Consider the following 21,081-nt stretch of genomic DNA (forward strand, 5'->3'; position numbering starts at 1 on the left):
TTATTACTGGCTTGGGGTCCAGATGGATAGCACGTCTGGCCCAAGTGGGGTGACGGATTTGCGTGTGAATCTTGGCGCATCCGCAAGCGCATCGGTGCCAAGACTGGCGAGGTTGGCCAGCCCGTCTGAACCAATTGCAACGCCAGCGGTGAACAGGGCCAGTTGATCCACAGCCCCTGCGCGCAAGAGCGAGGCTGCGACCTGGCCACCGCCTTCAACGAACAGGCGCGTGATGCCGCGTTCGGCCAAAGTGGCGAGGACGTTGTTGATGTCGATCCGGCCTTGCTGATCGGGGGGACAGGCCAGTGGAATAGCGCCGATCTGATGCCATTTTTCTGTGGTTTTGGCGTGTTCTGAATGGCAAATCCACAGAGGAATTTGCGTTGCACTGTTGGCCAACCGACCCGTGGCCGGCAGGTTCAAACCACTGTCCAGCACCACGCGGATAGGGGAGCGGTGGGATAAACCCATGTCGCGCACAGTCAGGTCTGGATCGTCTTGCGCGACCGTATTGCGCCCCACAAGTATGGCATCATGTTGCGCGCGCATCAGGTGTACGGCGCGTCGGGACATCGGGCCAGTAATCCAGCGGCTGTCACCCGTTTTTGTAGCAATCCGCCCGTCCAGACTGCTGGCAAGTTTCAGGGTGACAAAGGGGCGGTTTTTCTGAATGCGGCTGAAAAATCCAGCATGTGCGGCATCAGCTTGGGTTTTTAGGATGTCTTGTGTCAGGAAAATGCCTGCGGATTTCAGGATTTCGTAACCTTTTCCCGATACTCGGGTGTCAGGATCCTGCGTGGCGCTGACCACGCGGGTTATACCTGCTGTGATCAGTGCGTTGGCGCAGGGGCCTGTTTGTCCTTGATGGGCGCAAGGTTCTAGCGTGACATAGGCCGTAGCGCCTTTCGCGGCCTTTCCTGCATGGGACAGGGCGTGGACTTCGGCGTGTGGACGGCCCCCTGGTTGGGTCCAGCCACGGCCAACTACACGCCCGTTTTTGACAAGCACACAGCCCACCGCGGGATTGGGCCAAACATTGCCCAATCCGCGTTTGCCCAAGGTCAGGGCCAAACGCATCCACCTTTCATCCACTGCTGTTAGTGTCACTTTTCCTCTTCACCCGCGGTTGGCGGGCGCAGTTCATGTACGAAATCTTCGAAGTCGTCGGCGGCTTGGAAGTTCTTGTAAACACTGGCAAAACGAACATAGGCCACTGTGTCAATCCGTGCCAACGTATCCATCACGATCTCGCCGATTTTGTCCGAGGCAACATCGCTTTCACCCATGCTTTCCAGCCGACGAACGATGCCTGAAATCATTTGATCCACCCGTTCGGGATCAATCGGGCGTTTTTGCATGGCCATACGGATCGAGCGTTCCAGCTTGTCGCGGTCAAAGTCTTCTCTTTTACCGTTCTTTTTAACGACGACCAGATCACGCAACTGCACACGTTCATAGGTTGTAAACCGTCCGCCACAGGAAGGGCAGAACCGCCGCCGACGAATGGCGACATGGTCTTCTGCCGGTCGGCTGTCTTTCACTTGGGTGTCTGTGTTACCACAAAATGGGCATCTCATGGGCCTGTACCTCAAATTTTGTTCTTATTTTTCTCAACTATACCAATCTTACAGCATTTGGGTAGAAGAAATCGCTAAACCCTAGATACTGTGTGCTATTCGGCATCTTGTGTTGCTTTGGTTGACGGATGAGACGGGAAATTGATAATCTAAATCCGATTGTTTTGCTGGGGAATGAAATGCTGAGAAAATCGCTGGACTGGATTGGTCTGCGGGCAAATCTGTTTGTGACTATTTTGGCGGTCTTGGTGGCCGTTAATGTGCCTTTTCAGGTTTATCTGCATAAAACCACACCTCTGTTGGCGTGGAAGGGTGGTGGCTTTGGCATGTATACCGAACCCCATGCGGAGGATCGCGCAGTTTGGCTTCATTTGGAAGGCAAGGACGGGACGGCCTTCGTTCAACTGTGGCCCGAGACACCTGCATTTGTAGAATGGCGTGAAGCTGCGCGTGTCAGTGGGGGCGCTTATCTGGCTGCACTGACGAAAAATGCCGAACGGTTTCGGTTCTATCCCCGTGATGTGCAGGCTGCCCGACTGATTAACCAACTGTCCCGCGTGCGCTGGCCAGAGGCGCTGATCGGGCAAGTTACTCCTGAAAGCGATTCAGTGTTCAAGCCGGATCGCCTGACACTTGAAGTTTATGAAAATCGGTTCGATCTTGAAAGTAATACGGTGACGCGTGAAAGCGTGTTCAAATATTCTGGCGTGAGGGCGGAATGATGGCCACATTTCGAAACCGCACTCTCATTTCTCCCATCACACGGTTTGTGAGTGACGAATACATCCGCACGTTACTTATTTTGTTTTCGGCAATTGTATTCGTTTTCTTCACATCAAAAGAATACATTCCATTTATAGCCCGATTTTTTATGCCGTTTCTATTGATACTGCTGATGACCGCTGCCGAGATGCGCCAGCGTGCGGTTTTACTGTTTTGGATTGTGCTAGGCTTGGCCTTGAATGTGGGAATGAATTATTATGTGGTCGCGAACCATGGATTTATGATCACATTTATTGGCCTTGCCTTAATGATTGCCTGTGCATCTGGTGACACCGCGCCTGCGGTTATGTCGCGGGCTGCCGTGTTGTTAATCAGTATCTTAATGGGCTTGGCCTTGATCCAGAAAGGTGTGTCTACCCATTACATGAGCGGGGCTTTGTTGGGGGGGTATCTGGCGAACGGATATATGTTCAAGACGCTGATTTCGTTGTTTTATTCAGATTGGCCAGAAGTGGTTAAGCAGAACCTTGATGCGCAAAAAATGTTGTTGGCCCAACGACCAGGGGGCGGCGCCACGGTTGCATTGACGATCCCTTTTTGGGTTCAGCTGCTGGCGGTTGTCTTAACCTATGCCGCACTTGCGTCGCAGACATTGATTGAGCTGTTTATCTTGTTCCGAAAGCGGCTTGGTATTTGGACCCACTATGCCGTGTTGCTGTTTGTGTTGATTATTTATTCGACGCGGAATGAAAATGTGTTTCTGTCGATGAATCTGATCCTTGGATTTGCGATTACAGATGAACATACTAAGAGGGCGCGTCTGTGGTATGTGATTGGAATCGCCTATCTTTTGATTATGGAGATGATGGGGTTGCGCCCTGGTATTATCAGTTAATCCAAATGCAATGAGAGGGAAGGCAGCAGAAGTAACACGATGTAGAATACATGACGGGTAGATAAGATCAGGTAAAACAGCATCAATTTGCCGGTTCGATTTGTGTCACAGCGTTACCGCCGATAATTGAATTTGCTTTGGCATAGTCTTCCGTGAATGAGGCGACGACATCTCTCAGGGCTTCCATCGCGCCGTATTCGATGTCGGATTCGCTTTGGCGTGCGCTTCCACTCCATGTGGTGGTGTTAAGCATTAATGACGTGTCGCGGGTTAAAACAACAAGCTGTGTCAGACCCAAAGAGATAGACCAAGGTTTGCAGCCCACAACCTCCACAGAATAGCGCAGTGTCAATGTTGGCTGGCCCGGTGTGGCCTCAATCTCTTCTTTTGTTAGCAAGGGGATGCCAGCTTGTTGCAGTTGGTTCACCACAAAGGAATGGACGGTTTCCCCGAAATTTCCCGTAAACGTTCGGGGGCCGCGCACTGCGCGAAAATCGACGAATACGCCGTTTAACCCGCCTAAGGTCGCCACTTTATCCGCAAGGGTAAGCGGCGTCGTGTCAATTGACGTCAATTCCGCAGGGGGCGGCTGTGACAGGCACAAAGGAGAGGTTTCATGCCTTACATTTGCGGCACCGTAGGTCTGCGCAGAGGGGGTTAAGTTATTGAAAAACGTTTGTGCTTCTGCTGGCGGGACGTCCAGCAACAAGTGACTGCGGAACTGGGATTGGCGCTGGCCGTTAACCACACGTTCCCACATGACCCACAGGTTGTTATGCTCTTGCGGTTGGGCGATAGCCGCCCAAGTCAGGCAGACCCACAACAAAAATGTAAGGCGTAAGCAGCGCAAAAAATATCCTCCTGACGTCTTTTACCCGTGAAATGGTTAAAGCGAGGTTAGCCGAACGACTGCAAATCAAAATCAACAACCAATGGCGTTGAATCCCGTTGATTTTCAGACCTTTCGCCCGCATCGTGTTCTGATGCGAATGCTTCTGCTCTTTTTATGCCTGACCGCTTGTGGCCGCCCGATGACCGACAGCGAGGTGGCTTTTGCGTCCAAATTTCACGGTGCAGGGTTGGATGTAACCAAGGTTCGTCTGATCGATAATGCGCCGGTGCGGTCTTATACGTTAAAGGCCCCCAAGCGCCCGCGTATTGCCTGTACCGAACGGGTCTATCCCCCTCCGAAGACAGAGATCGTGACGGGGGCGCCATCCGCTGTGGCGCTGTTTAACCGAATATTTGTAAATCCGGATTACTATTTGGAAAACTACACGCCGCAATATCCGGAAAGGTTACATCTTTATCAGGCAATGTTTCTGGCCCATGAACTGACCCATGCCTGGCAGTGGCAGAACCGCAAAATCACGGGCTATCACCCGATCAAAGCCGCACGCGAACATCAGTCAAAAGCGGATCCCTATTTGATTGATCCAGATACGGGCGGGGATTTCCTGTCCTATGGCTATGAACAGCAAGGAAGGATTGTTGAAGAGTATCTGTGTTGTGCAACGCTTGATCCCAAAGCACCCAGAACGATGCGTTTACGCAAGATGCTGGAGAGGTATTTTCCACTAGAAAAGCTGCCTGTGAGGGAGGTCATTGTGGGATGGGAAGACGTGAAAATTGAAGGGATTTGTCGGTAGAGTAGCGGGAATTAATTTGAATTCTTACCAAGCCTTAAGGTCGGAAATATCCGGCATTACATGGTGGATATGCCGGTGAAGCGGATGCTTTTGGCGTATGCCAAGCACATAGTTTGCGAGTTGAAAGGCGGTTCGCCATGTTTCTGGGCAAGCCGGACCTTTCATTTCGGTGTCTCCGATAAAAGACACAAAAACCAAATGCGCTTTTACACTGTTCTCATGTAGCCAATTCAAATGCGCAATACGGTTGGTATACTGATAAAACACATCGCACCAATCGGCGCTGGGGGCTGCGCCAAGTGCTCTTTGTGTGTGAGCCATTGCTGCATTGATTTTACTTCGAGAGGCTTTGGATGCCGCTGTCGCTGGGCTTTGGAACTCTCTGAGATGGGCTTTTGCCTCAACAAGAACCGGACCGTCTTTGGTTTGGCCTAAAGCATCCCACTGGGGGCCCTGTTTCGGCCAGAAATCTGCAAGAGATGGTTTTAATGCGCTTAAGCCCAGCACGTCCAGAAAGGCGCCATCCCTGTATTCTGCGTAGGAGTCCGAAAGGAGTGGGGACAGCCAATTGATTTGAGGTAAATTTTTAGGCTGTATGAGAGACGGGGAGTTGTTAACGGCAGCCTGAATCCATTTCAGGCTGCCTTTTTGTCCAATAGGCTGTTCGACACGCAGCCTATTGATCCAGGAAACTCCGCAGTTTGCGGCTGCGGCTTGGGTGTTTCAGCTTACGTAGTGCTTTCGCCTCGATTTGACGGATGCGTTCGCGGGTTACGCTGAACTGTTGGCCGACTTCTTCAAGTGTGTGATCGGTGTTCATACCAATCCCAAAACGCATGCGCAGAACCCGTTCTTCCCGAGGAGTCAGCGAAGCCAGAACGCGCGTCGTTGTTTCCTTCAGGTTGCCTTGGATCGCGGAATCCAGTGGCAGGATCGCGTTTTTGTCTTCGATGAAATCGCCAAGCTGGCTGTCTTCCTCATCCCCGATCGGGGTTTCAAGGCTGATCGGCTCTTTCGCGATTTTCATCACTTTGCGAACTTTTTCCAAAGGCATTTGCAGTTTCTCTGCCAATTCCTCGGGGGTCGGTTCGCGGCCAATTTCGTGCAACATCTGACGACCGGTGCGCACCAGTTTGTTGATCGTTTCGATCATATGCACAGGAATACGGATCGTGCGGGCCTGATCAGCGATAGAGCGGGTGATCGCCTGACGGATCCACCAGGTCGCATAGGTCGAGAATTTATAGCCGCGACGGTATTCGAATTTATCCACCGCCTTCATCAGGCCGATGTTGCCTTCCTGAATCAGATCAAGGAATTGCAGGCCACGGTTGGTGTATTTTTTGGCGATGGAAATAACCAGACGCAGGTTCGCCTCGACCATTTCCTTCTTGGCAAGACGGGCTTCTTTTTCGCCTTTTTGCACTTGGTTCACAATGCGGCGGAATTCGGTGATGTCGACGCCGACATATTGGCCGACTTGGGCCATTTCAGAGCGGATTTCTTCGGCTTTGTCGCGGAAACGGTCGATGAATTGGCTCCAGCCGCGCCCATCCCGTTCTGCGATGTTGTCCAGCCACATAGGATCAAGTTCCTGGCCACGGTAGGCTTCGATGAATTCGCGGCGGTTGATGCGGGATTGGTCGGCCAGTTTCACCATGCCACTGTCCAGCGACATGATCTTGCGGTTGATGCCGTACAACTGGTCGATCAAGGCTTCGATCCGGTTGTTGTGCAGGTGCATCGCATTCACTTGTTCCACCAGAGAGGCACGCAGCTTTTGATATGCTTTCTCTTCTTTGGCGGAATAGCTTTCGTCTTCGTTCAGTGTGGCCGAAATCCGAATATCCTGCATGGCAGCAAGGGCTTCGTAGTCGTGGGCGATTTTTTCGAGTGTTTCCAGAACTTGCGGCTTTAGCGCTTCTTCCATCGCGGCGAGCGACATGTTGGCCGCTTCGTCTTCATCCTCGTCGTCGTCATCATCCACACGGATCGGATTGCCGTCGGCATCGACCTCTTGCTGCTTTTCGGCAGCCGGTGCAGCGGCAACAGGGGCGCCGCCCACGGGTTTCAGCCCCGCGACAACACTTTCCACGCCGTCTTCTTCCATGGAATTGCCGAATGTGGTTTCCAGATCAATCACATCGCGCAGCAGAATGTCTTCTTCAAGAAGTTCCTCGCGCCAGATAGTGATCGCCTGAAAGGTCAGCGGGCTTTCGCACAGACCGGCAATCATCGTGTTGCGGCCAGCTTCGATCCGCTTGGCAATCGCGATTTCGCCTTCGCGCGACAGCAGTTCAACACTGCCCATTTCGCGCAGATACATGCGTACAGGATCGTCGGTGCGATCCAGCGTGTCTTTGCCAGTTTCCGCCAGCGCCAGTTGTTTGGCGCTGTTTTCGACAACGGCCACTTCTTTGGAGCTGTCGTCTTCCAGTTCTTCTTCTTCGATGATGTTGATGCCCATTTCGGACAACATCGACATCACGTCTTCGATTTGTTCAGAGGACACCTGATCGGGTGGCAGCACCTGATTCAGTTCGTCGTAGGTGATGTACCCGCGTGCGCGGGCCCCCGAGATCATCTTTTTGACCGCGGCTTGGCTCATGTCGTTCATCGGGCCTGCGTTTTCAGGATCGTCGGTTTTTGCCGAGTCGTTGTCTTTCGCTGCCATGTTAGCCTCCAAAATCTCCATGTGCCGTTGGCCTTTGGCCTATTTCGGCAGTGTGTTCAACCGAATACGGCGAATCACGTAGCTTGTTTCGAATCAATAGAACGAATCGCTGATTCGCAATGGTTCTACCGCTTTTTCTTTACCCAAATCTGATCATCGATCAGTTTTTGTAGCTGTTGTGACAAATTTTCCCGATCTTCCGAGCCTTCACCACCCGGATTCACACTGGCCTTTGTCGCCTCGGCCCGTGCCTCGGACGCTTGTTGAATGCGCCATGTCAGTCCTTCGTCCGCCAGACCTTCCATGTCTCGCTCTGCTTCGCGCAGCTCTGCCTCGGCACCTTTGTTGGCGGCATGTTTTACCAGTTCTTCGCTTAGGGTCAGTGCAATCAAATCCGGATCCGCATCGGGTTTCAGGTGCGGGTGTATGCGCACGGGGGCCAGCGTCAAAAGATGGTCCATCGGGTTAAACCCGAGCCTGTCTGTCATTGCTGAAATAAGCCGCCCCGACGCATCCTCTCCAGATAGGTCCAAATGCAGCGACGCCAAGAGGGCCGATTGAATTTTAATCAAGTCGGGGGCCGCGATGGGGGATTTTTCAAGCGCGGTTTCACGAACCAGCGCAGCCTTTGGGTTTCTGATGGCGGCGGCGAGGATCAGGGCTTCACGCAGACGAAAGGTATCAGAAACAGCGGTTTGCCCGAGAATTGAAAGTTTGGTGCCGCTGGTCGCAGCTTGGGGTGTTTTCTTGCCCCATGCGCCTTTGCCCGGCTGCCATGGCGCATCGCGGCGGTTTTTCGGGGCGAATAATTCGGCGCGCAATTCTTTGATCGCAGCGGTGTAGTGGGTGCGCAGGGACGGGTCTTTGATGGTGGAAAGGGCGGCGCGCAGGCTGGTATCAAGGGCAGCGCGGCGTTCGGGGCTGTCAAAAACCTTACCCTCTACTTCCCGTTCCCACAGCAGTGTGACCATAGGTTGGGCGGCGTCCAGCAGGTCTTGCATGGCTTGCGGTCCAGAAGATTTCAGCAGGTCATCGGGGTCCTGGCCTTCGGGCAGCACCACAAAACGCAGGGATTTTCCTGCCTCCATTAGGGGCAGGGCCAGATCAATCAGGCGGCGGGCAGCGCGGATGCCAGCGGTGTCCCCATCAAGGGCGATGATCGGTTCGGGCGCGATCCGCCACATCAGATGCAGTTGGTTTTCGGTGATTGCGGTGCCAAGAGGGGCAACGGCGTGATTGAACCCTGCCTGTGCCAGCGCGATCACGTCCATATAGCCCTCGGCCACGATCAGGCTTTGGGTCTTTCCTGCGGCTTCGCGGGCGGGGCCGTGGTTGTAAAGGCTGCGACCTTTGTCAAACAGGGGCGTTTCGGGGCTGTTAAGGTATTTGGCCCGTGCATTCGGGTCCATCGCGCGGCCGCCAAAGGCGATGCAGCGGCCGCGTGCGTCACGGATCGGAAAAATGATGCGGCCACGGAAACGGTCAAACGGCGAACCGCCGTCATCCGGTTTGACGCAAAGGCCAGCTTCATCCAGATCAGCGGCAGAAATGCCTTTGCCTGTCAGATGTTGAAACAGGGCAGCACGTGTATCCGCAGCATAGCCGATTTCAAACCGGTCCTGAATATCCAGGGGCATGCCGCGTTTTTCAAGGTATTCCCGTGCGGTTGTGGCCAGATTGGTTTTCAACTGCATCCGATAGAATTGCAGCGCTTGTTCCATGATGTCCGCAAGAATTGTGCGTCTGTCTGCCTTTTTCTGCGCCACGGGGTCTTGTTTAGGCACCGGCATGCCTGCCTCGCGGGCGAGAATTTCGACCGCTTCCATAAAGCCGACATTTTCGGTTTCGCGCACAAAAGTCAAAGCGTCGCCTTTGGCATGGCAGCCAAAGCAATAGTAAAAGCCTTTACGGTCATCTACATGAAAAGACGCGGATTTTTCTTGGTGGAACGGGCAGGGTGCCCAATAATCGCCCTTGCCGATGTTGGATTTGCGAGTGTCCCATGTGACTTTGCGGCCCGCGACCTGTGCGATGGACAGGCGGGTGCGTAATTCTTCGATAAATCCGTCTGGCAGGCTCATGGCTTTAATATGCTGTCGAAAGGGGCGTGCGGCAAGGTGCGCGATTTGGATATTTGGACCAAAAAGAGGCTCATGGGCGCGGTTCGATTTGCATGGTTTGGCGCAGGTTGCCTGTGGTGCGATCAAAGATCAGTATGGTATTGTCGGTGGTGACAATGGCGTACCAGTCGTCCCCTTGCGTGAAGGCGGTGGCGGTTGTGCCGTCTGGCAGCGTCAATCTGTCGGGGAGGGGCGTGCTGTTGTCTGTCGAGAAACGCATGACAAGCAAGGTGAAGATGGCTAGAAGCCCGAAGATCATGGTTGCGGTCAAGATCGTAACCAACCGTCGCAGGAACCGCAGGTTTGCTGGTTCCGCAATTTGGGAATCGTTGTGATCCATGTCTGACACTATTCAAACCCTTGTTTTGATCCTTGGCGAAACGCCGCCTGCGCGCCTTGATAAGGCACTGGCCGCAGTTGTGCCAGAGGGCGTAAGCCTGAGCCGCTCGCGTATTGGGAAATTGATTGAAGCAGGCGCTGTAACGCGGGTTGCCGGTGGCGATCCGGTGGTGGTGCTTAAAACCCAAGGGGTTGAAGGCGAAGAATGGCGGGTGGATATTCCGGTTGCCACAACTTTGGAAGCCGTGGCGCAGGATATTCCCATTGAAGTGCTGTATGAAGATGCCGAGTTGATCGTGGTGAACAAGCCCGCAGGTATGGTGGTGCATCCTGCCCCCGGGTCCGAGGATGGGACTTTGGTGAACGCTTTGTTGTTTCATTGCGCTGACAGCCTGTCAGGCATTGGTGGTGCAAAACGGCCCGGAATTGTTCATCGTATTGATAAGGATACCAGCGGAGTGTTGGTGGTGGCCAAGACCGATGCGGCCCATCAGGGGTTGGCGGCGCAATTTGCCGATCATTCGATCAACCGCCGCTATGTGGCTTATTCTATTGGCGCGCCTTCAGCCGCCGACCCGCGGTTGTTGGGTTTACCGGGGGTAGGGTTTGAAACGGGGGCCGTTTTACGGGTTGCCACCAATATCGAACGTCACAAGACGGACCGCAAACGAATGGCGGTGGCGTCGAATTCAGGCAAACATGCGATCACCCGCGTGCAAGTGCTTGAGAATTTCGCCGATCGTGCGGCCAAAGTGGAATGCTGGCTGGAAACTGGCCGGACCCATCAGATCAGGGTTCATATGTCCCATATCGGGCATGGGTTGATCGGCGATCCTGTTTACGGAACCCGTCGCCGTGTGAAGACGGCAGGGCTTGATCCTGAGGATGCGGATTATATCAGCGCCTTTCCGCGCCAGGCCTTGCATGCGGCAAAACTGGGGTTTGTGCATCCCGTGACCGAGGAATATGTTGAGTTTGAAGCCGATTTGCCGAATGATTTGAAGGCGTTGGATGCGGCATTGCGCAATATGAAGTGAATCGTCTGTCCGTTGATTTTATTCAAATGGTACGGAACTTTTTATTCGGCTCTGCGTTATCTTGAAAAATCTTGACTGAATTCCTAACTAATTATTAGCGAATTGGGTCGAAAAGGAGCTGTGTTCATGAGCTATACCAATCTTCCAGCCCCCAGTCCTGAGCAGGGATTGAACCGTTATATGCAGGACATCCGCAAGTTTCCGATGCTGGAACCGGATGAAGAATATATGCTGGGCAAAGCCTGGATCGACCACGAAGATACAGAAGCCGCCCATAAACTGGTGACAAGCCATCTGCGTTTGGCTGCTAAAATCGCCATGGGCTATCGCGGTTATGGCCTGCCCACGTCCGAGGTGATTTCCGAGGCGAATGTGGGCTTGATGCAGGCAGTGAAACGGTTCGAGCCTGACAAAGGGTTTCGTTTGGCGACCTACGCCATGTGGTGGATTCGCGCCAGTATTCAGGAATACATCCTGCGCAGTTGGTCGCTGGTGAAAATGGGCACCACAAGTGCGCAAAAGAAATTGTTCTTCAATCTGCGCAAAGCCAAAAACCGCATTGGCGCGTTGGAAGAGGGCGATTTACGCCCCGAAAACGTGCAGCGCATCGCAAATGATCTGAACGTGACCGAGGATGAGGTGATTTCCATGAATCGCCGCATGTCGGGGGGCGATGCCTCGTTGAATGCGCGTGTTGGGGGCGATGATGGCGAAGGGGCTGCGGAATGGCAGGACTGGTTGCAGGATGAAACTGCGGATCAGGCCCATACTTATGCCGAAAGCGATGAGCTGAAAGCCCGCCGTGCCTTGATGGTAGAGGCGATGGATGTGCTGAACGATCGTGAAAAAGACATCCTGATGCAGCGTAAATTGCAGGACCGTCCGACCACTTTGGAAGACCTGAGCAGCGAATATGACGTTAGCCGTGAACGGATTCGTCAGATTGAAGTGCGGGCTTTCGAAAAGCTGCAAGAAAAAATGCGCGATCTGGCCATTGAAAAGGGGATGATGAAAGGGGTGGCTTAACGCTGCCCCTGACGTATTGATCCGTTATTTAACAATTCTGTATCCGATTTCAGCCATCTCTGGGCGGTGCTTGAAAAAGCATTTCGCCTTTATGGGATGTGTGAACAAGAAGATCGTGGGAATTTTAAAGACCTGCTGGACGTAATTTATTTCCCTTTTTCCAATCGCGTCGGATGGCGCAATTGGAAAACGGCATAAAAAATGCCGCGGACTGCGGCTTGTCGATCAAGTTCGGGGAGGGCTGTCGGGCGATCTAAGCCGCCCGACAAAGTATTGTAAGAATTCGGTTTACCCGAAGAACTTGAAATCACGGAATGTGAAGTCTTCGATCAATGTGTCCTGAACCAGAACCAATGCATCATCCAGCTCGATTTGAACATCGTCGCCAATTTGTGTCATGGCATCTTTCACTTCAGAGAACCGGCCAAACACGTCGTAGAACTTCATCTTGTCATCACCGTGGGTAAAGTCAGTGATTGTGATGTCGTAGTTGTCGCTGTGGAAAATAAACTGGTCTTTCCCTTCGTCGCCAGTGGCTGTGTGTGAGCCGGCCAGAATGTCGAATTTATCACGACCACCACCACCTTCGGCAACATTTTCGCCGCGATATAGGCGGATCTGGTCGTTGCCGAAGCCACCGTAGTATGAGTCATTCCCCCAGTTGTCCTGGATATTGTCGCGACCGCCGCCACCGTAGATGACGTCATTGCCCAGATCGCCCGACAGGCCGTCATTGCCAGCACCGCCATAGATCAAATCGTCGCCGTCGATCCCTGCGATTTTATCGCGGCCGTTGCCGCCATAAAAGGTGTCGTTGCCTTTGGACCCGATGATGTCATCGGCAAAATCTGTGGCGATCACGGCTTCGATGCCTTTAAAAGTGTCGCCCGCGCCGGCCCCTGTTGATGTGCCCGAGCTGGCGAAGAGGCTTAGAACCACACGACCTTCTGCGCTTGAATAGTCGACGATATCATAGCCGTTGCCGCCATCATATGCGTCTGCGCCTGCGCCGAAATAAAACACGTCGTCATCATCGCCACCTTCGTAGCTGTCGTTGCCGTCACTACCCAGGAATACGTCATTGCCAGCACCGCCGTAGGAAATGTCATCTCCCTCACCGTCCAAAAAGGTGTCTTCGCCGTTGCCGCCGTCCAGCACGTCATCGCCAACGCCGCCTTCCAGATAATCCGACCCTACATCACCGCTCAAAGAGTCGGCACCAAGCCCGCCGTACAAAAAGTCGTTGCCGTCCCCGCCGTCCAAAATGTCAGCTTTAGCGCCACCATCAAGAATATCGGAATTTGCACCACCATAAAGGGAATCTACGGCATCGCCGCCGTAAAGAAGATCGTTGTCATCACCACCGTAAATTTCGTCGCTGCCGTCATCACCCTCAATGTAGTCGACGCCTTCCAGCCCGAAAACTACGTCATCTGCCGATGTGCCTGTGATAATATCGTCGCCAGCCGTACCGTTGATCGTATTCGCCATTTGTGTATTCCTCGTCCTAATGTTCACAAAATTGTTTGCTTCGACCCTGATCTGATAAGTGACAACAGCCGAATTGCGGTAAATCTAGCAGAGAATTTTTTGCGAAATCACGATGCCGTGAAATGACCTTATTTGTGAAGGTAGACGCGACATTTCGGTCGCAGTTGCCTATCCCAACGGGAAACAACCCCGCTTTAAAGGCTGAATTGTTACTGGATTATGGATAAAATCGGGCGGATTGCGGCGAGATTGTGGCGAATTGACCCGTTTGGATAGTAAAGATATGCAAATAATGAAGTAGCTATACCGAAAACTTCAAATATTTCGGGGCTGTCACTTGGAAAAGCGGCCACTAGCTTTTGGTGATTCAAGGGGGGGAGGCGCAGCGCCGAGAGTGATAGCGCTGCGCTTGGAATTTTTAGTCTTCCATGGCTTCCAGTTCGTCAATCATCGAGCTGATCAACGACAGGCCTTTATCCCAGAACTTCGGGTCACTTGCATCAAGCCCGAAAGGCGCGAGGAGTTCCGAGTGGTGTTTTGATCCGCCAGCCCGCAGCATTTCAAAGTATTTGTCTTGGAAATCCGGATTGCCTTCTTCGTAAACCGCGTAAAGCGCATTCACCAACCCGTCGCCAAAGGCATAGGCATAGACGTAGAAGGGCGAGTGGATGAAGTGGGGGATATAGGACCAGAAGGTTTCATAGCCGTCCATGAAATTGAACACAGGGCCAAGGCTTTCGCCCTGCACGGACATCCAGATTTCGTTGATTTGATCCGGTGTCAGCTCGCCTTGGGCGCGGGCGGCGTGCAGTTTGCATTCAAAGTCGTAAAACGCGATCTGGCGCACGACGGTGTTGATCATATCCTCGACCTTGCCCGCCAGCAGACGTTTGCGGGCGGCTTTGTCGGGGGCTGAATCCAGCAGTTTGCGGAAGGTGAGCATTTCGCCAAAGACAGATGCCGTTTCGGCCAGTGTCAGCGGCGTAGAGGATAACATTTCCCCCTGATCCGCTGCCAGAACCTGATGCACTCCGTGACCCAGTTCATGGGCCAGTGTCATCACATCGCGCTGTTTGCCAAGATAGTTTAGCATCACATAGGGGTGCACATCGGTCACCGTGGGATGGGCAAAAGCGCCCGGCGCCTTACCCGGTTTTACAGCAGCATCTATCCAACCTTGGGTGAAAAACGGCTCGGCAATCTCGGCCATTTTAGGCGAGAAGTCAGCATAGGCTTCGGATACGGTTTTGCGCGCATCATCCCAGTGGATCGTCGCTTCGTCACTGCCGGGAAGCGGGGCGTTGCGGTCCCACACTTCCATTTTTTCCAGCCCCATCCATTTGGCTTTCAGCGCGTAATAGCGGTGCGAGAGTTTGGGGTAGGCGGCCACAACCGCATCGCGCAGGGCCTGCACCACTTCGGGTTCCACATCATTGGCCAGATGGCGGCCCGATTGCGGGGTTGGCAGCTTGCGCCAGCGGTCTTCGATCTCTTTTTCTTTGGCCAGCGTGTTGGTGATCCGTGCAAACAAGGTGATGTTTTCGCCCAGCGTTGTGGCAAAAGCCTCAGCCGCTGTTTTACGGGTGTCGCGGTCCGGATCGGACAGCAGGTTGGCGGTGGATTCAAGGCTAAGAAATTCACCGTCCACGTCAAATTCCAGCGCGGCGCAGGTCTCGTCAAACAGGCGATTCCATGCAGTTGCGCCGATAACAGATTGATCATGCAGGAATTTTTCCAGCTCGTCGGACAGTTGATAGGGCTTCATCGCCCGCATGCGGTCCAGCACAGGTTTATAGCGCGCCAGATCGGTGTTGGCGTCCAGCATACCATCCAGAACAGCATCTTCAATCCGGTTCATTTCCAATGAAAAGAACACCAGAGGGGTTGAAAAGTCAGTGATCTGCCCCTGCATATCGCTGATGAATTTGGCGCGTTCGGGATCGGTGGTGATCTGGTAATACCGTAGGCCCGCATAAGACATGATGCGACCAGAAATCGACTGGATCTTTTCATAACGCGTGATGCAGTTCAACATTTCAGCGGCGGATAGCCCTGCCAGTTTGCCTTCGTAATCCGCTGCAAAGCCAGAACATTCGCCTTTCAGCCAGTCCATATCCCGCAGCAATTCAGGGCTGTCTTGCGCAGGATAAAGATGGGACAGATCCCATTCCGGCAAATCCCCCAATGAAGCGCCTGATGTGGAATCGCGGTGGTCGCGGGGCAGGTCGGGGGCGGTGGGTCTGAACATGAATAAGGCTCCGGTGTAGGTTTTGATGCCAAGACTTAGGACGTCGGGCACGAAAGGGAAAGGGCAGGTTTCAGGGGGCGGTTACAGATCAATGATCGGTTTGTCGGGCTGGATCGCCTCTGGATCTGGCGTTCGCTCGGGCACAGGTGCAGGCTCGGGTGGAAGGGGCTGTTTGCGGCGGATCAGAATGTCACCGTTTTCCAGCACTTCAGGCGCGTGAAAGGCGGACATATCGCCAAGACGATCAATCAAATCCCCCAATGCGGGGCCGATTTCGTCCAGCTTGGGGCCGATTTCATCCTTCCAGCCTTCCAGCAAGGTCTGCGCATTGTCTGACAGTTTTCCAAACCGTTTTTTGAAGTCGGACATGGTGTTGTTTTGCGTGTTGTCCTGTGGCGCGTCCTGCGCCGCGACAGGTGCGGCCAAGGTCAGCGCGATCAGAAGGGGGGCAAGGGGGACGATGTGTTTCATAAGGTCCAATATAGTCTTCCTTGTAAGGGATTTCAGCCCTTCATTGAAAAATCCAGATCAATCGTCACGGGAAAATGATCCGAGGCAGTCAGAAGCGCGTCGCAAAAAGGTTTATCGGCAAAACACTGGGGGTGGTCGAACGGGTGCCATATTTTCCACTGCGGGTTGGTTTTACGGCGCAATTCAGGGGAAATCATGATGTAATCCAACAGCGCATTCAAGTAGGTTTTGGTGGTGTGATTGTAAAATCGCGCCGTGGTCGGGGTTGCGGTGCGTGGGGTCAGTTTCCTGTTGGCATGGGGGTCAAACAGGGTTTGCTCGGGCGGCTTGTTGACGCCCAAGACCACCTCTATTCCCGATTGGCCAAACAGACGCTCGTATTCATCAAGCCCCGGCCCATCGTTGAAATCCCCCATCACCAGCAAGTCATCGCCTGCGGCCAGATGGTCGTCGATCCGTTGGCGTAGCCAGATGCACTGGGCCAGTTGTTTGCGCCGGTTGTCGATGGAAATGCGCACCTCTTGGGTGTGATTGCGCGCGCCGTGGGGGGCTTTAGATTTGGTATGCACCCCGATGATGCGAAACGGCGGGCCGCCTTTGGGCTGAAACGCCAGTTCCAGCGGCGGTTTAGAGAAAATCACCGTGTCGGGTTGGTTGTCTACGTCCAGATCAATTTTGAAAACACCGTCGAAACGGGGGGCTTTTGGTGATCCGTCGGGGCTGCTTTCCAACCCTTGCGGGTCGTGGTGTACGTCTATTTTGCGGGGATCATAGAGAAAGGATATTTCCTGCTGTGTATCGTTTTCAAAGCCGGTGATCGCGGTGTTCTGGCGTAGGTTGAAATGGGCGGCAAAGGCTTCAAGGGCCAGTTTGCTGGATTGGGTGCCACCGGAATCCGGTGCCTCGATCACCATGATCCCGTCGGCATCAAGGGTCTGGAACACGATGCCCAGTGCGGCGAGCTGTTCGGCCTTGGTCACATTGTAGCGTCCTGACCAACTGGCGTCGTTGATCAGTGCGTTGTGCTGATCAAACAGGCTGGCAAACCATTCGACGTTATATGTGGCAATGCGCATTTTTGTGTCCGTTTCAGTCTGTTTAGTCTGGCGCGTGTTTTTCCGACAGGGTTTCCCAGGCCAGATTAACGGCGATCATGTGTTTGGTGGCAAGGCTTATAGCCTCTTCGGGCAGGCCGCGGGCCAACAGGCGATCGGGATGGGTGTCGCGGATTTTTGCGCGCCAGGCTTTGCGGATGTCTTCAAACGGGGTGTCGGGGGTGACGCCCAGCACGTCATAGGCATCCGGTGTGGCATCGGGCACAAATTGGGCGCGCAGACTGTGAAAGCTGCGTTCGCTTATGCCAAAAATAGTGGCCACGGAATGGATGAAGTCGTTTTCCGACGGGTGGTACTGCCCGTCAGCCATTGCGATGTAAAACAGCCCCTCGATCAGGTTTTCCAGCGTGGCGCTGTCGTGGCGGAACATTTTGGCGATGGTGCCTGCATAAACTTCATACCCTGCAACATCCTGACGGGCGAGGTTATAGACACGGGCGGCCTGCAACTCGTCCCGTTTGTGGATTTGAAACACCTGACGAAAGGCGGCGACCTCGTCTTTGGTGACCAGCCCGTCGGCCTTGGCCATCTTTGCGCCAAGCGCGATCACGGCAATGGTAAAGGCAACCGACCGTTCTGGCGGGGTTTTTAGCCGCTCGAAAACATGGGCAAGGCTTTCGCCTTTGGTCAATGCCGACAAAGCCTCGGCAATTCGGGTCCAGATTGACATGGGCCGTCCTTTTGTGTGCGCTTGGGGGCTGGTTACAGCAGTTTTTGTAACAAAACCAGATCAAGCCATTGGTCGAATTTACGTCCAACCTGCGGCAATGTGGCAATTCGGGTGAAACCGCGTTTGATGTGAAAGGTGATTGCGGCAGGATTGGCGGCGCTGACCCCTGCGATTAATGAATGAACCTGTGCGGTTTTCGCATGGGTTTCAAGGGCTTGCATCAGGGTTGTTCCGGTGCCGTGCCCCCGTGCTTGTGGCGCCAGATTGATCGAATGTTCCATGGTCTGCGCATAACCCGGCCCACTGCGAAACGGTCCGTAACAAGCAAACCCGAGGATGGTCTGATCCAGAACGGCCACCAAAAACGGCCATCCGTTTTCGCGGTGGGTCTCTAGCATCTGCACAATCATGTCGCGGGACTTTTCAAGGGTGGTAAAGGTAATCACTGTGTCGCGGATGATCGGGTTCCAGATGGCGCAGATTTGCGCGGCGTCGGCAGGTGTGGCGGGACGGATGTTCATGATGCGACCTTGCCCGCTGGGTCTGCGCTGTCAAGGCGGACCTGCAAGCTGCGACTATTGGGCGGCGATGTTCACTGTGGTGTTCGCTGCGGTGCTTGGTCCGGTGCTTGGTACGGTGTTAGGCGCTGGGTCGGCGTGGACCTGCGCCTGTTTCTTGTGCCAGCCCAGTGCCCATGCAGCAGGCGGGGCCATGCGGGCGCGGCGGCGTTGCAACAGCCAGCGGCTTTCCTCCCCTGCATGACGGGGGGCCATGTGCCAGCGGGTTTCAACCCCCTGTGCGCCGCCATCCTCGGGGGTTAGCAACAGGGGGAGGATTTTGATCTTGCCCATGTCCGCCCCCGTTTCAGCCGCAAGGTGCAGGCGGCGGATCGGGGTCAGGGGCGGGGGGGCATCACATTCCGCAATCACCAGCGGGATGCAGCCCGCGCGCAGGGATTCCTCCATGCACCACAAGATGTCTTCGGCCCGTCTGGGGCGCACAAAGGTCAGGCGACCCGGATCAATGAATCGCAAAATCCCCTGCGGGTTCAGCCCGTCTGGATGCCACTGGGGTTTGATCCACAGGATCGGGGCATCCGTGGCGCTGGCGATCATCAGGGCCAGCGTGCGCCGCGCGGGGCCGCACAATTCATGGGCGCGGTTGAACGGCAGGCTGATATCCGCCGCGATCTGATGGGCCGTTTCGGGTTTATGGGGGCGTCGGGACAATGTGGTCATGAGGCGATGCTAGCGTGTTCCTGATTTGTTCTCAAGCTCTTTCTGGCGATTTCGCCGTTGACAGCAGGGGAAAACCGCCCATGTTTCGCGTAACTTTACATAACCGACAGGACAGCAGCTTATGCGCTATCGCCAGCTTAGCACCACCGACCTTAAAATCAGCGAACTTGCCCTTGGCTCAATGACATGGGGCACGCAAAATACCGAAGCCGAGGGTCACGCCCAGATCGACCGTGCGCTTGAGCGGGGCGTCAACATCATCGACACCGCCGAAATGTACCCCACCAACCCGCTGTCCAAAGAAACCCAAGGCGACACAGAACGGGTGATCGGCAGCTGGATTGGCAAAAACAAGGCGCGGCGCGGGGATTTTGTGCTGGCCGCCAAAGTGTCTGGCAGCGGTTATAAAAACGTGCGCGACGGGGCGCCGATCAGCCGTGAAACGATCCACACGGCGCTGGAAAAATCTTTATCCAGCATGCAGACGGATTACGTGGATATTTACCAACTACACTGGCCCAATCGCGGGTCGTATATGTTCCGCCAGAACTGGGAATATGATCCCACAGGCCAAGACAGCGCCGAGGTGGAACGCCATATGGCAGAGGTTCTGGAAACCATCGGAGAATTGGTAAAATCCGGTAAAATCAGACACTTTGGCCTGTCGAACGAAAGTGCTTGGGGCTGCACGCGTTGGGTGCGGATGGCCGATGATATGGGGCTGCCGCGGGTGGTATCCGTGCAGAACGAATATTCCCTGATGTGCCGGATGTTTGACACGGATATGGCGGAAATGGCCCATCATGAAAAGGTGGATCTGCTGTCATTTTCGCCGCTAGCAGCAGGCTTGCTAAGCGGGAAATATCAGGGCGACGTGACGCCAGAAAAATCGCGGCGCAGCTATGTCAAAGACCTTGGCGGGCGAATGACACCGCGCACGCTGCCGATTGTGGCTGAATATCTGGCGGTCGCGGAAAAACACGGGCTGAACCCTGTGCACATGGCGCTGGCTTGGTGCCGAACGCGGCCCTTTATGGGCACCGCGATCTTTGGGGCAACCACGATGGAACAGCTTGATCTGGCACTGGGATCGGTGGATGTTGCGCTGTCAGACGAGGTGTTAAGCGAGTTGAACACGGTGCATAAAGCCAACCCGATGCCCTATTGAGCCAGCTTGAAACGGCAAAGGCGGCGTGAACGCTAGGGTGCCATTCCATGCAACTGGACACCGACGGTGAAGTTTCTTACCGTCGGGTGTTCCTTTGGGGGATCGATGCATTGGGTAGGAAATGCCCGGTATGTGTCCATATGGAACGATGCTGCAGGGCGCACAGATGTTCGCCATCATGAGAGAGCCAAACGAGGTGGTCTGTGGCTGTTCCAAAAAGGAGCGTTTTTGAGGCGCTATGGGAGTGTTGCTCAGCTGTAGAAAGTTCTTGGACCCGTAGCGGCCTTTTCACGCTGAATTCGGTCATGTTTATCAAGTGCCTCAGGCGCAATAAGTGACCTCAAACTCTTGATGTGGTTCTCATGCCTGTATTTCTCGCGCGAGGCATTTAGCTCAGCATCTTTTACTGCTTCCTGAAGCCTTTCTGCTTTAAAGACAGCATGGGAACGATCTTTGCGCGCCTCATCTAATTCACTGAGCGCACTATCAAGTTTTTCTTTCGCGGCAATTTCATTAGCTGAACGTGCGCCCGCGTGGCCAATTGTTGAATAGCCCCTAGTATTGTAGACGCTTTCTTCCCTAATTTTGAGGCAAGGAGGCCGTTATGGGGAAGCCAAATTTCAGTGAAGATTTCAAGCGT

The 21,081-nt window shown here is 54.1% G+C and carries 20 protein-coding genes; 6 read left to right on the forward strand and 14 right to left on the reverse strand.

The genetic code is table 11. The features are described 5' to 3' along the window. Positions 1–3: 3 nt before the first annotated feature. Together ribD and nrdR are read right to left on the reverse strand one after the other, a co-directional pair. The gene (gene ribD / locus GGE09_RS11125; protein ID WP_309746224.1) at positions 4–1,077 is read right to left on the reverse strand and encodes a bifunctional diaminohydroxyphosphoribosylaminopyrimidine deaminase/5-amino-6-(5-phosphoribosylamino)uracil reductase RibD; all 1,074 of its coding nucleotides are present in this window, start codon (positions 1,075–1,077) and stop codon (positions 4–6) included. A gap of 26 nt (positions 1,078–1,103) precedes the next feature. Further along, a complete protein-coding gene (gene nrdR, locus GGE09_RS11130) occupies positions 1,104–1,577 on the reverse strand; it encodes a transcriptional regulator NrdR (RefSeq protein WP_309746196.1) in 474 nt (157 codons plus the stop codon). Between the two features lie 179 nt (positions 1,578–1,756). Between nrdR and GGE09_RS11135 the strand changes: the two genes are divergently transcribed. Both GGE09_RS11135 and GGE09_RS11140 read left to right on the forward strand, forming a co-directional pair. Beyond that, positions 1,757–2,299: a hypothetical protein gene (locus GGE09_RS11135; RefSeq protein ID WP_309746197.1), complete on the forward strand. Its 543-nt coding sequence runs from the start codon at positions 1,757–1,759 to the stop codon at positions 2,297–2,299. Beyond that, positions 2,299–3,195, forward strand: a complete 897-nt coding sequence (locus GGE09_RS11140; RefSeq protein ID WP_309746198.1) for a hypothetical protein — start codon at positions 2,299–2,301, stop codon at positions 3,193–3,195. The genes GGE09_RS11135 and GGE09_RS11140 overlap by 1 nt, the downstream gene beginning before the upstream one ends. Before the next feature lie 82 nt (positions 3,196–3,277). On the opposite strand, the gene GGE09_RS11145 is transcribed toward GGE09_RS11140, so the two are convergent. Beyond that, the gene (locus tag GGE09_RS11145) at positions 3,278–4,045 is read right to left on the reverse strand and encodes a hypothetical protein (RefSeq protein ID WP_309746199.1); all 768 of its coding nucleotides are present in this window, start codon (positions 4,043–4,045) and stop codon (positions 3,278–3,280) included. A gap of 181 nt (positions 4,046–4,226) precedes the next feature. On the opposite strand from GGE09_RS11145, the gene GGE09_RS11150 reads away from it, so the two are divergent. Further along, a complete protein-coding gene (locus tag GGE09_RS11150; RefSeq protein ID WP_309746200.1) occupies positions 4,227–4,844 on the forward strand; it encodes a hypothetical protein in 618 nt (205 codons plus the stop codon). 24 nt (positions 4,845–4,868) lie between these two features. Here GGE09_RS11150 and GGE09_RS11155 read toward each other — a convergent pair whose 3' ends face one another. From GGE09_RS11155 to GGE09_RS11170, 4 genes are all read right to left on the reverse strand, one after another. Beyond that, positions 4,869–5,351, reverse strand: coding sequence for a hypothetical protein (locus GGE09_RS11155; protein ID WP_309746201.1), 483 nt, complete (start codon positions 5,349–5,351; stop codon positions 4,869–4,871). Positions 5,352–5,520: 169 nt separating this feature from the next. Continuing rightward, a complete protein-coding gene (gene rpoD, locus GGE09_RS11160; protein WP_309746202.1) occupies positions 5,521–7,518 on the reverse strand; it encodes an RNA polymerase sigma factor RpoD in 1,998 nt (665 codons plus the stop codon). A 125-nt stretch (positions 7,519–7,643) separates the two neighbouring features. Next, a complete protein-coding gene (gene dnaG, locus GGE09_RS11165; RefSeq protein WP_309746203.1) occupies positions 7,644–9,599 on the reverse strand; it encodes a DNA primase in 1,956 nt (651 codons plus the stop codon). A gap of 70 nt (positions 9,600–9,669) precedes the next feature. Further along, on the reverse strand, positions 9,670–9,978 hold the full coding sequence (locus GGE09_RS11170; RefSeq protein WP_309746204.1) for a DUF6476 family protein: 309 nt from the start codon (positions 9,976–9,978) through the stop codon (positions 9,670–9,672). Here GGE09_RS11170 and GGE09_RS11175 point away from each other — a divergent pair. Both GGE09_RS11175 and rpoH read left to right on the forward strand, forming a co-directional pair. Then, complete coding sequence (locus GGE09_RS11175; protein ID WP_309746205.1) at positions 9,977–11,014, forward strand: pseudouridine synthase; 1,038 nt, start codon at positions 9,977–9,979, stop codon at positions 11,012–11,014. The two genes, GGE09_RS11170 and GGE09_RS11175, sit on opposite strands and share 2 nt — an antisense overlap. Before the next feature lie 126 nt (positions 11,015–11,140). Next, positions 11,141–12,040: an RNA polymerase sigma factor RpoH gene (gene rpoH, locus GGE09_RS11180; protein ID WP_309746206.1), complete on the forward strand. Its 900-nt coding sequence runs from the start codon at positions 11,141–11,143 to the stop codon at positions 12,038–12,040. Between the two features lie 288 nt (positions 12,041–12,328). Here the strand turns inward: rpoH and GGE09_RS11185 are convergent, their stop codons facing one another. The 7 genes from GGE09_RS11185 to GGE09_RS11215 all read right to left on the reverse strand — a co-directional run bounded on the left by GGE09_RS11185 (position 12,329) and on the right by GGE09_RS11215 (position 19,273). Beyond that, entirely contained in the window at positions 12,329–13,531 is a 1,203-nt protein-coding gene (locus tag GGE09_RS11185; RefSeq protein ID WP_309746207.1) for a calcium-binding protein, read from the reverse strand. Between the two features lie 418 nt (positions 13,532–13,949). Continuing rightward, a complete protein-coding gene (locus GGE09_RS11190; RefSeq protein ID WP_309746208.1) occupies positions 13,950–15,779 on the reverse strand; it encodes a M3 family oligoendopeptidase in 1,830 nt (609 codons plus the stop codon). An 81-nt stretch (positions 15,780–15,860) separates the two neighbouring features. Then, positions 15,861–16,259, reverse strand: coding sequence for a hypothetical protein (locus GGE09_RS11195; protein ID WP_309746209.1), 399 nt, complete (start codon positions 16,257–16,259; stop codon positions 15,861–15,863). A 23-nt stretch (positions 16,260–16,282) separates the two neighbouring features. Next, on the reverse strand, positions 16,283–17,326 hold the full coding sequence (locus GGE09_RS11200) for an endonuclease/exonuclease/phosphatase family protein (protein ID WP_309746210.1): 1,044 nt from the start codon (positions 17,324–17,326) through the stop codon (positions 16,283–16,285). Between the two features lie 22 nt (positions 17,327–17,348). Then, positions 17,349–18,035 (reverse strand): molecular chaperone DjiA, encoded by a 687-nt coding sequence (locus tag GGE09_RS11205; protein ID WP_309746211.1) that lies wholly within the window; start codon positions 18,033–18,035, stop codon positions 17,349–17,351. 32 nt (positions 18,036–18,067) lie between these two features. Then, positions 18,068–18,556, reverse strand: a complete 489-nt coding sequence (locus GGE09_RS11210) for an N-acetyltransferase family protein (RefSeq protein ID WP_309746212.1) — start codon at positions 18,554–18,556, stop codon at positions 18,068–18,070. Positions 18,557–18,610: 54 nt separating this feature from the next. After that, the gene (locus tag GGE09_RS11215; RefSeq protein ID WP_309746213.1) at positions 18,611–19,273 is read right to left on the reverse strand and encodes a hypothetical protein; all 663 of its coding nucleotides are present in this window, start codon (positions 19,271–19,273) and stop codon (positions 18,611–18,613) included. Positions 19,274–19,394: 121 nt separating this feature from the next. On the opposite strand from GGE09_RS11215, the gene GGE09_RS11220 reads away from it, so the two are divergent. Further along, positions 19,395–20,441, forward strand: a complete 1,047-nt coding sequence (locus GGE09_RS11220; protein WP_309746214.1) for an aldo/keto reductase — start codon at positions 19,395–19,397, stop codon at positions 20,439–20,441. The last annotated feature ends 640 nt before the right edge of the window (positions 20,442–21,081 follow it).

The sequence above is a fragment of the Roseobacter sp. N2S genome (assembly GCF_031454055.1).
Lineage (GTDB): Bacteria > Pseudomonadota > Alphaproteobacteria > Rhodobacterales > Rhodobacteraceae > Amylibacter.

Excerpts from the sequence above, each read along its gene's own strand:
- GGE09_RS11200 (WP_309746210.1), bottom strand. The coding sequence starts at position 17,326 with ATGCGCATTGCCACATATAACGTCGAATGGTTTGCCAGCCTGTTTGAT.
- rpoH (WP_309746206.1), top strand. The coding sequence starts at position 11,141 with ATGAGCTATACCAATCTTCCAGCCCCCAGTCCTGAGCAGGGATTGAAC.
- GGE09_RS11190 (WP_309746208.1), bottom strand. The coding sequence starts at position 15,779 with ATGTTCAGACCCACCGCCCCCGACCTGCCCCGCGACCACCGCGATTCC.
- ribD (WP_309746224.1), bottom strand. The coding sequence starts at position 1,077 with ATGCGTTTGGCCCTGACCTTGGGCAAACGCGGATTGGGCAATGTTTGG.
- GGE09_RS11135 (WP_309746197.1), top strand. The coding sequence starts at position 1,757 with ATGCTGAGAAAATCGCTGGACTGGATTGGTCTGCGGGCAAATCTGTTT.
- GGE09_RS11215 (WP_309746213.1), bottom strand. The coding sequence starts at position 19,273 with ATGACCACATTGTCCCGACGCCCCCATAAACCCGAAACGGCCCATCAG.
- GGE09_RS11220 (WP_309746214.1), top strand. The coding sequence starts at position 19,395 with ATGCGCTATCGCCAGCTTAGCACCACCGACCTTAAAATCAGCGAACTT.
- GGE09_RS11175 (WP_309746205.1), top strand. The coding sequence starts at position 9,977 with ATGTCTGACACTATTCAAACCCTTGTTTTGATCCTTGGCGAAACGCCG.
- rpoD (WP_309746202.1), bottom strand. The coding sequence starts at position 7,518 with ATGGCAGCGAAAGACAACGACTCGGCAAAAACCGACGATCCTGAAAAC.
- GGE09_RS11170 (WP_309746204.1), bottom strand. The coding sequence starts at position 9,978 with ATGGATCACAACGATTCCCAAATTGCGGAACCAGCAAACCTGCGGTTC.
- GGE09_RS11150 (WP_309746200.1), top strand. The coding sequence starts at position 4,227 with ATGACCGACAGCGAGGTGGCTTTTGCGTCCAAATTTCACGGTGCAGGG.
- GGE09_RS11185 (WP_309746207.1), bottom strand. The coding sequence starts at position 13,531 with ATGGCGAATACGATCAACGGTACGGCTGGCGACGATATTATCACAGGC.
- GGE09_RS11210 (WP_309746212.1), bottom strand. The coding sequence starts at position 18,556 with ATGAACATCCGTCCCGCCACACCTGCCGACGCCGCGCAAATCTGCGCC.
- nrdR (WP_309746196.1), bottom strand. The coding sequence starts at position 1,577 with ATGAGATGCCCATTTTGTGGTAACACAGACACCCAAGTGAAAGACAGC.
- GGE09_RS11205 (WP_309746211.1), bottom strand. The coding sequence starts at position 18,035 with ATGTCAATCTGGACCCGAATTGCCGAGGCTTTGTCGGCATTGACCAAA.
- GGE09_RS11140 (WP_309746198.1), top strand. The coding sequence starts at position 2,299 with ATGGCCACATTTCGAAACCGCACTCTCATTTCTCCCATCACACGGTTT.
- dnaG (WP_309746203.1), bottom strand. The coding sequence starts at position 9,599 with ATGAGCCTGCCAGACGGATTTATCGAAGAATTACGCACCCGCCTGTCC.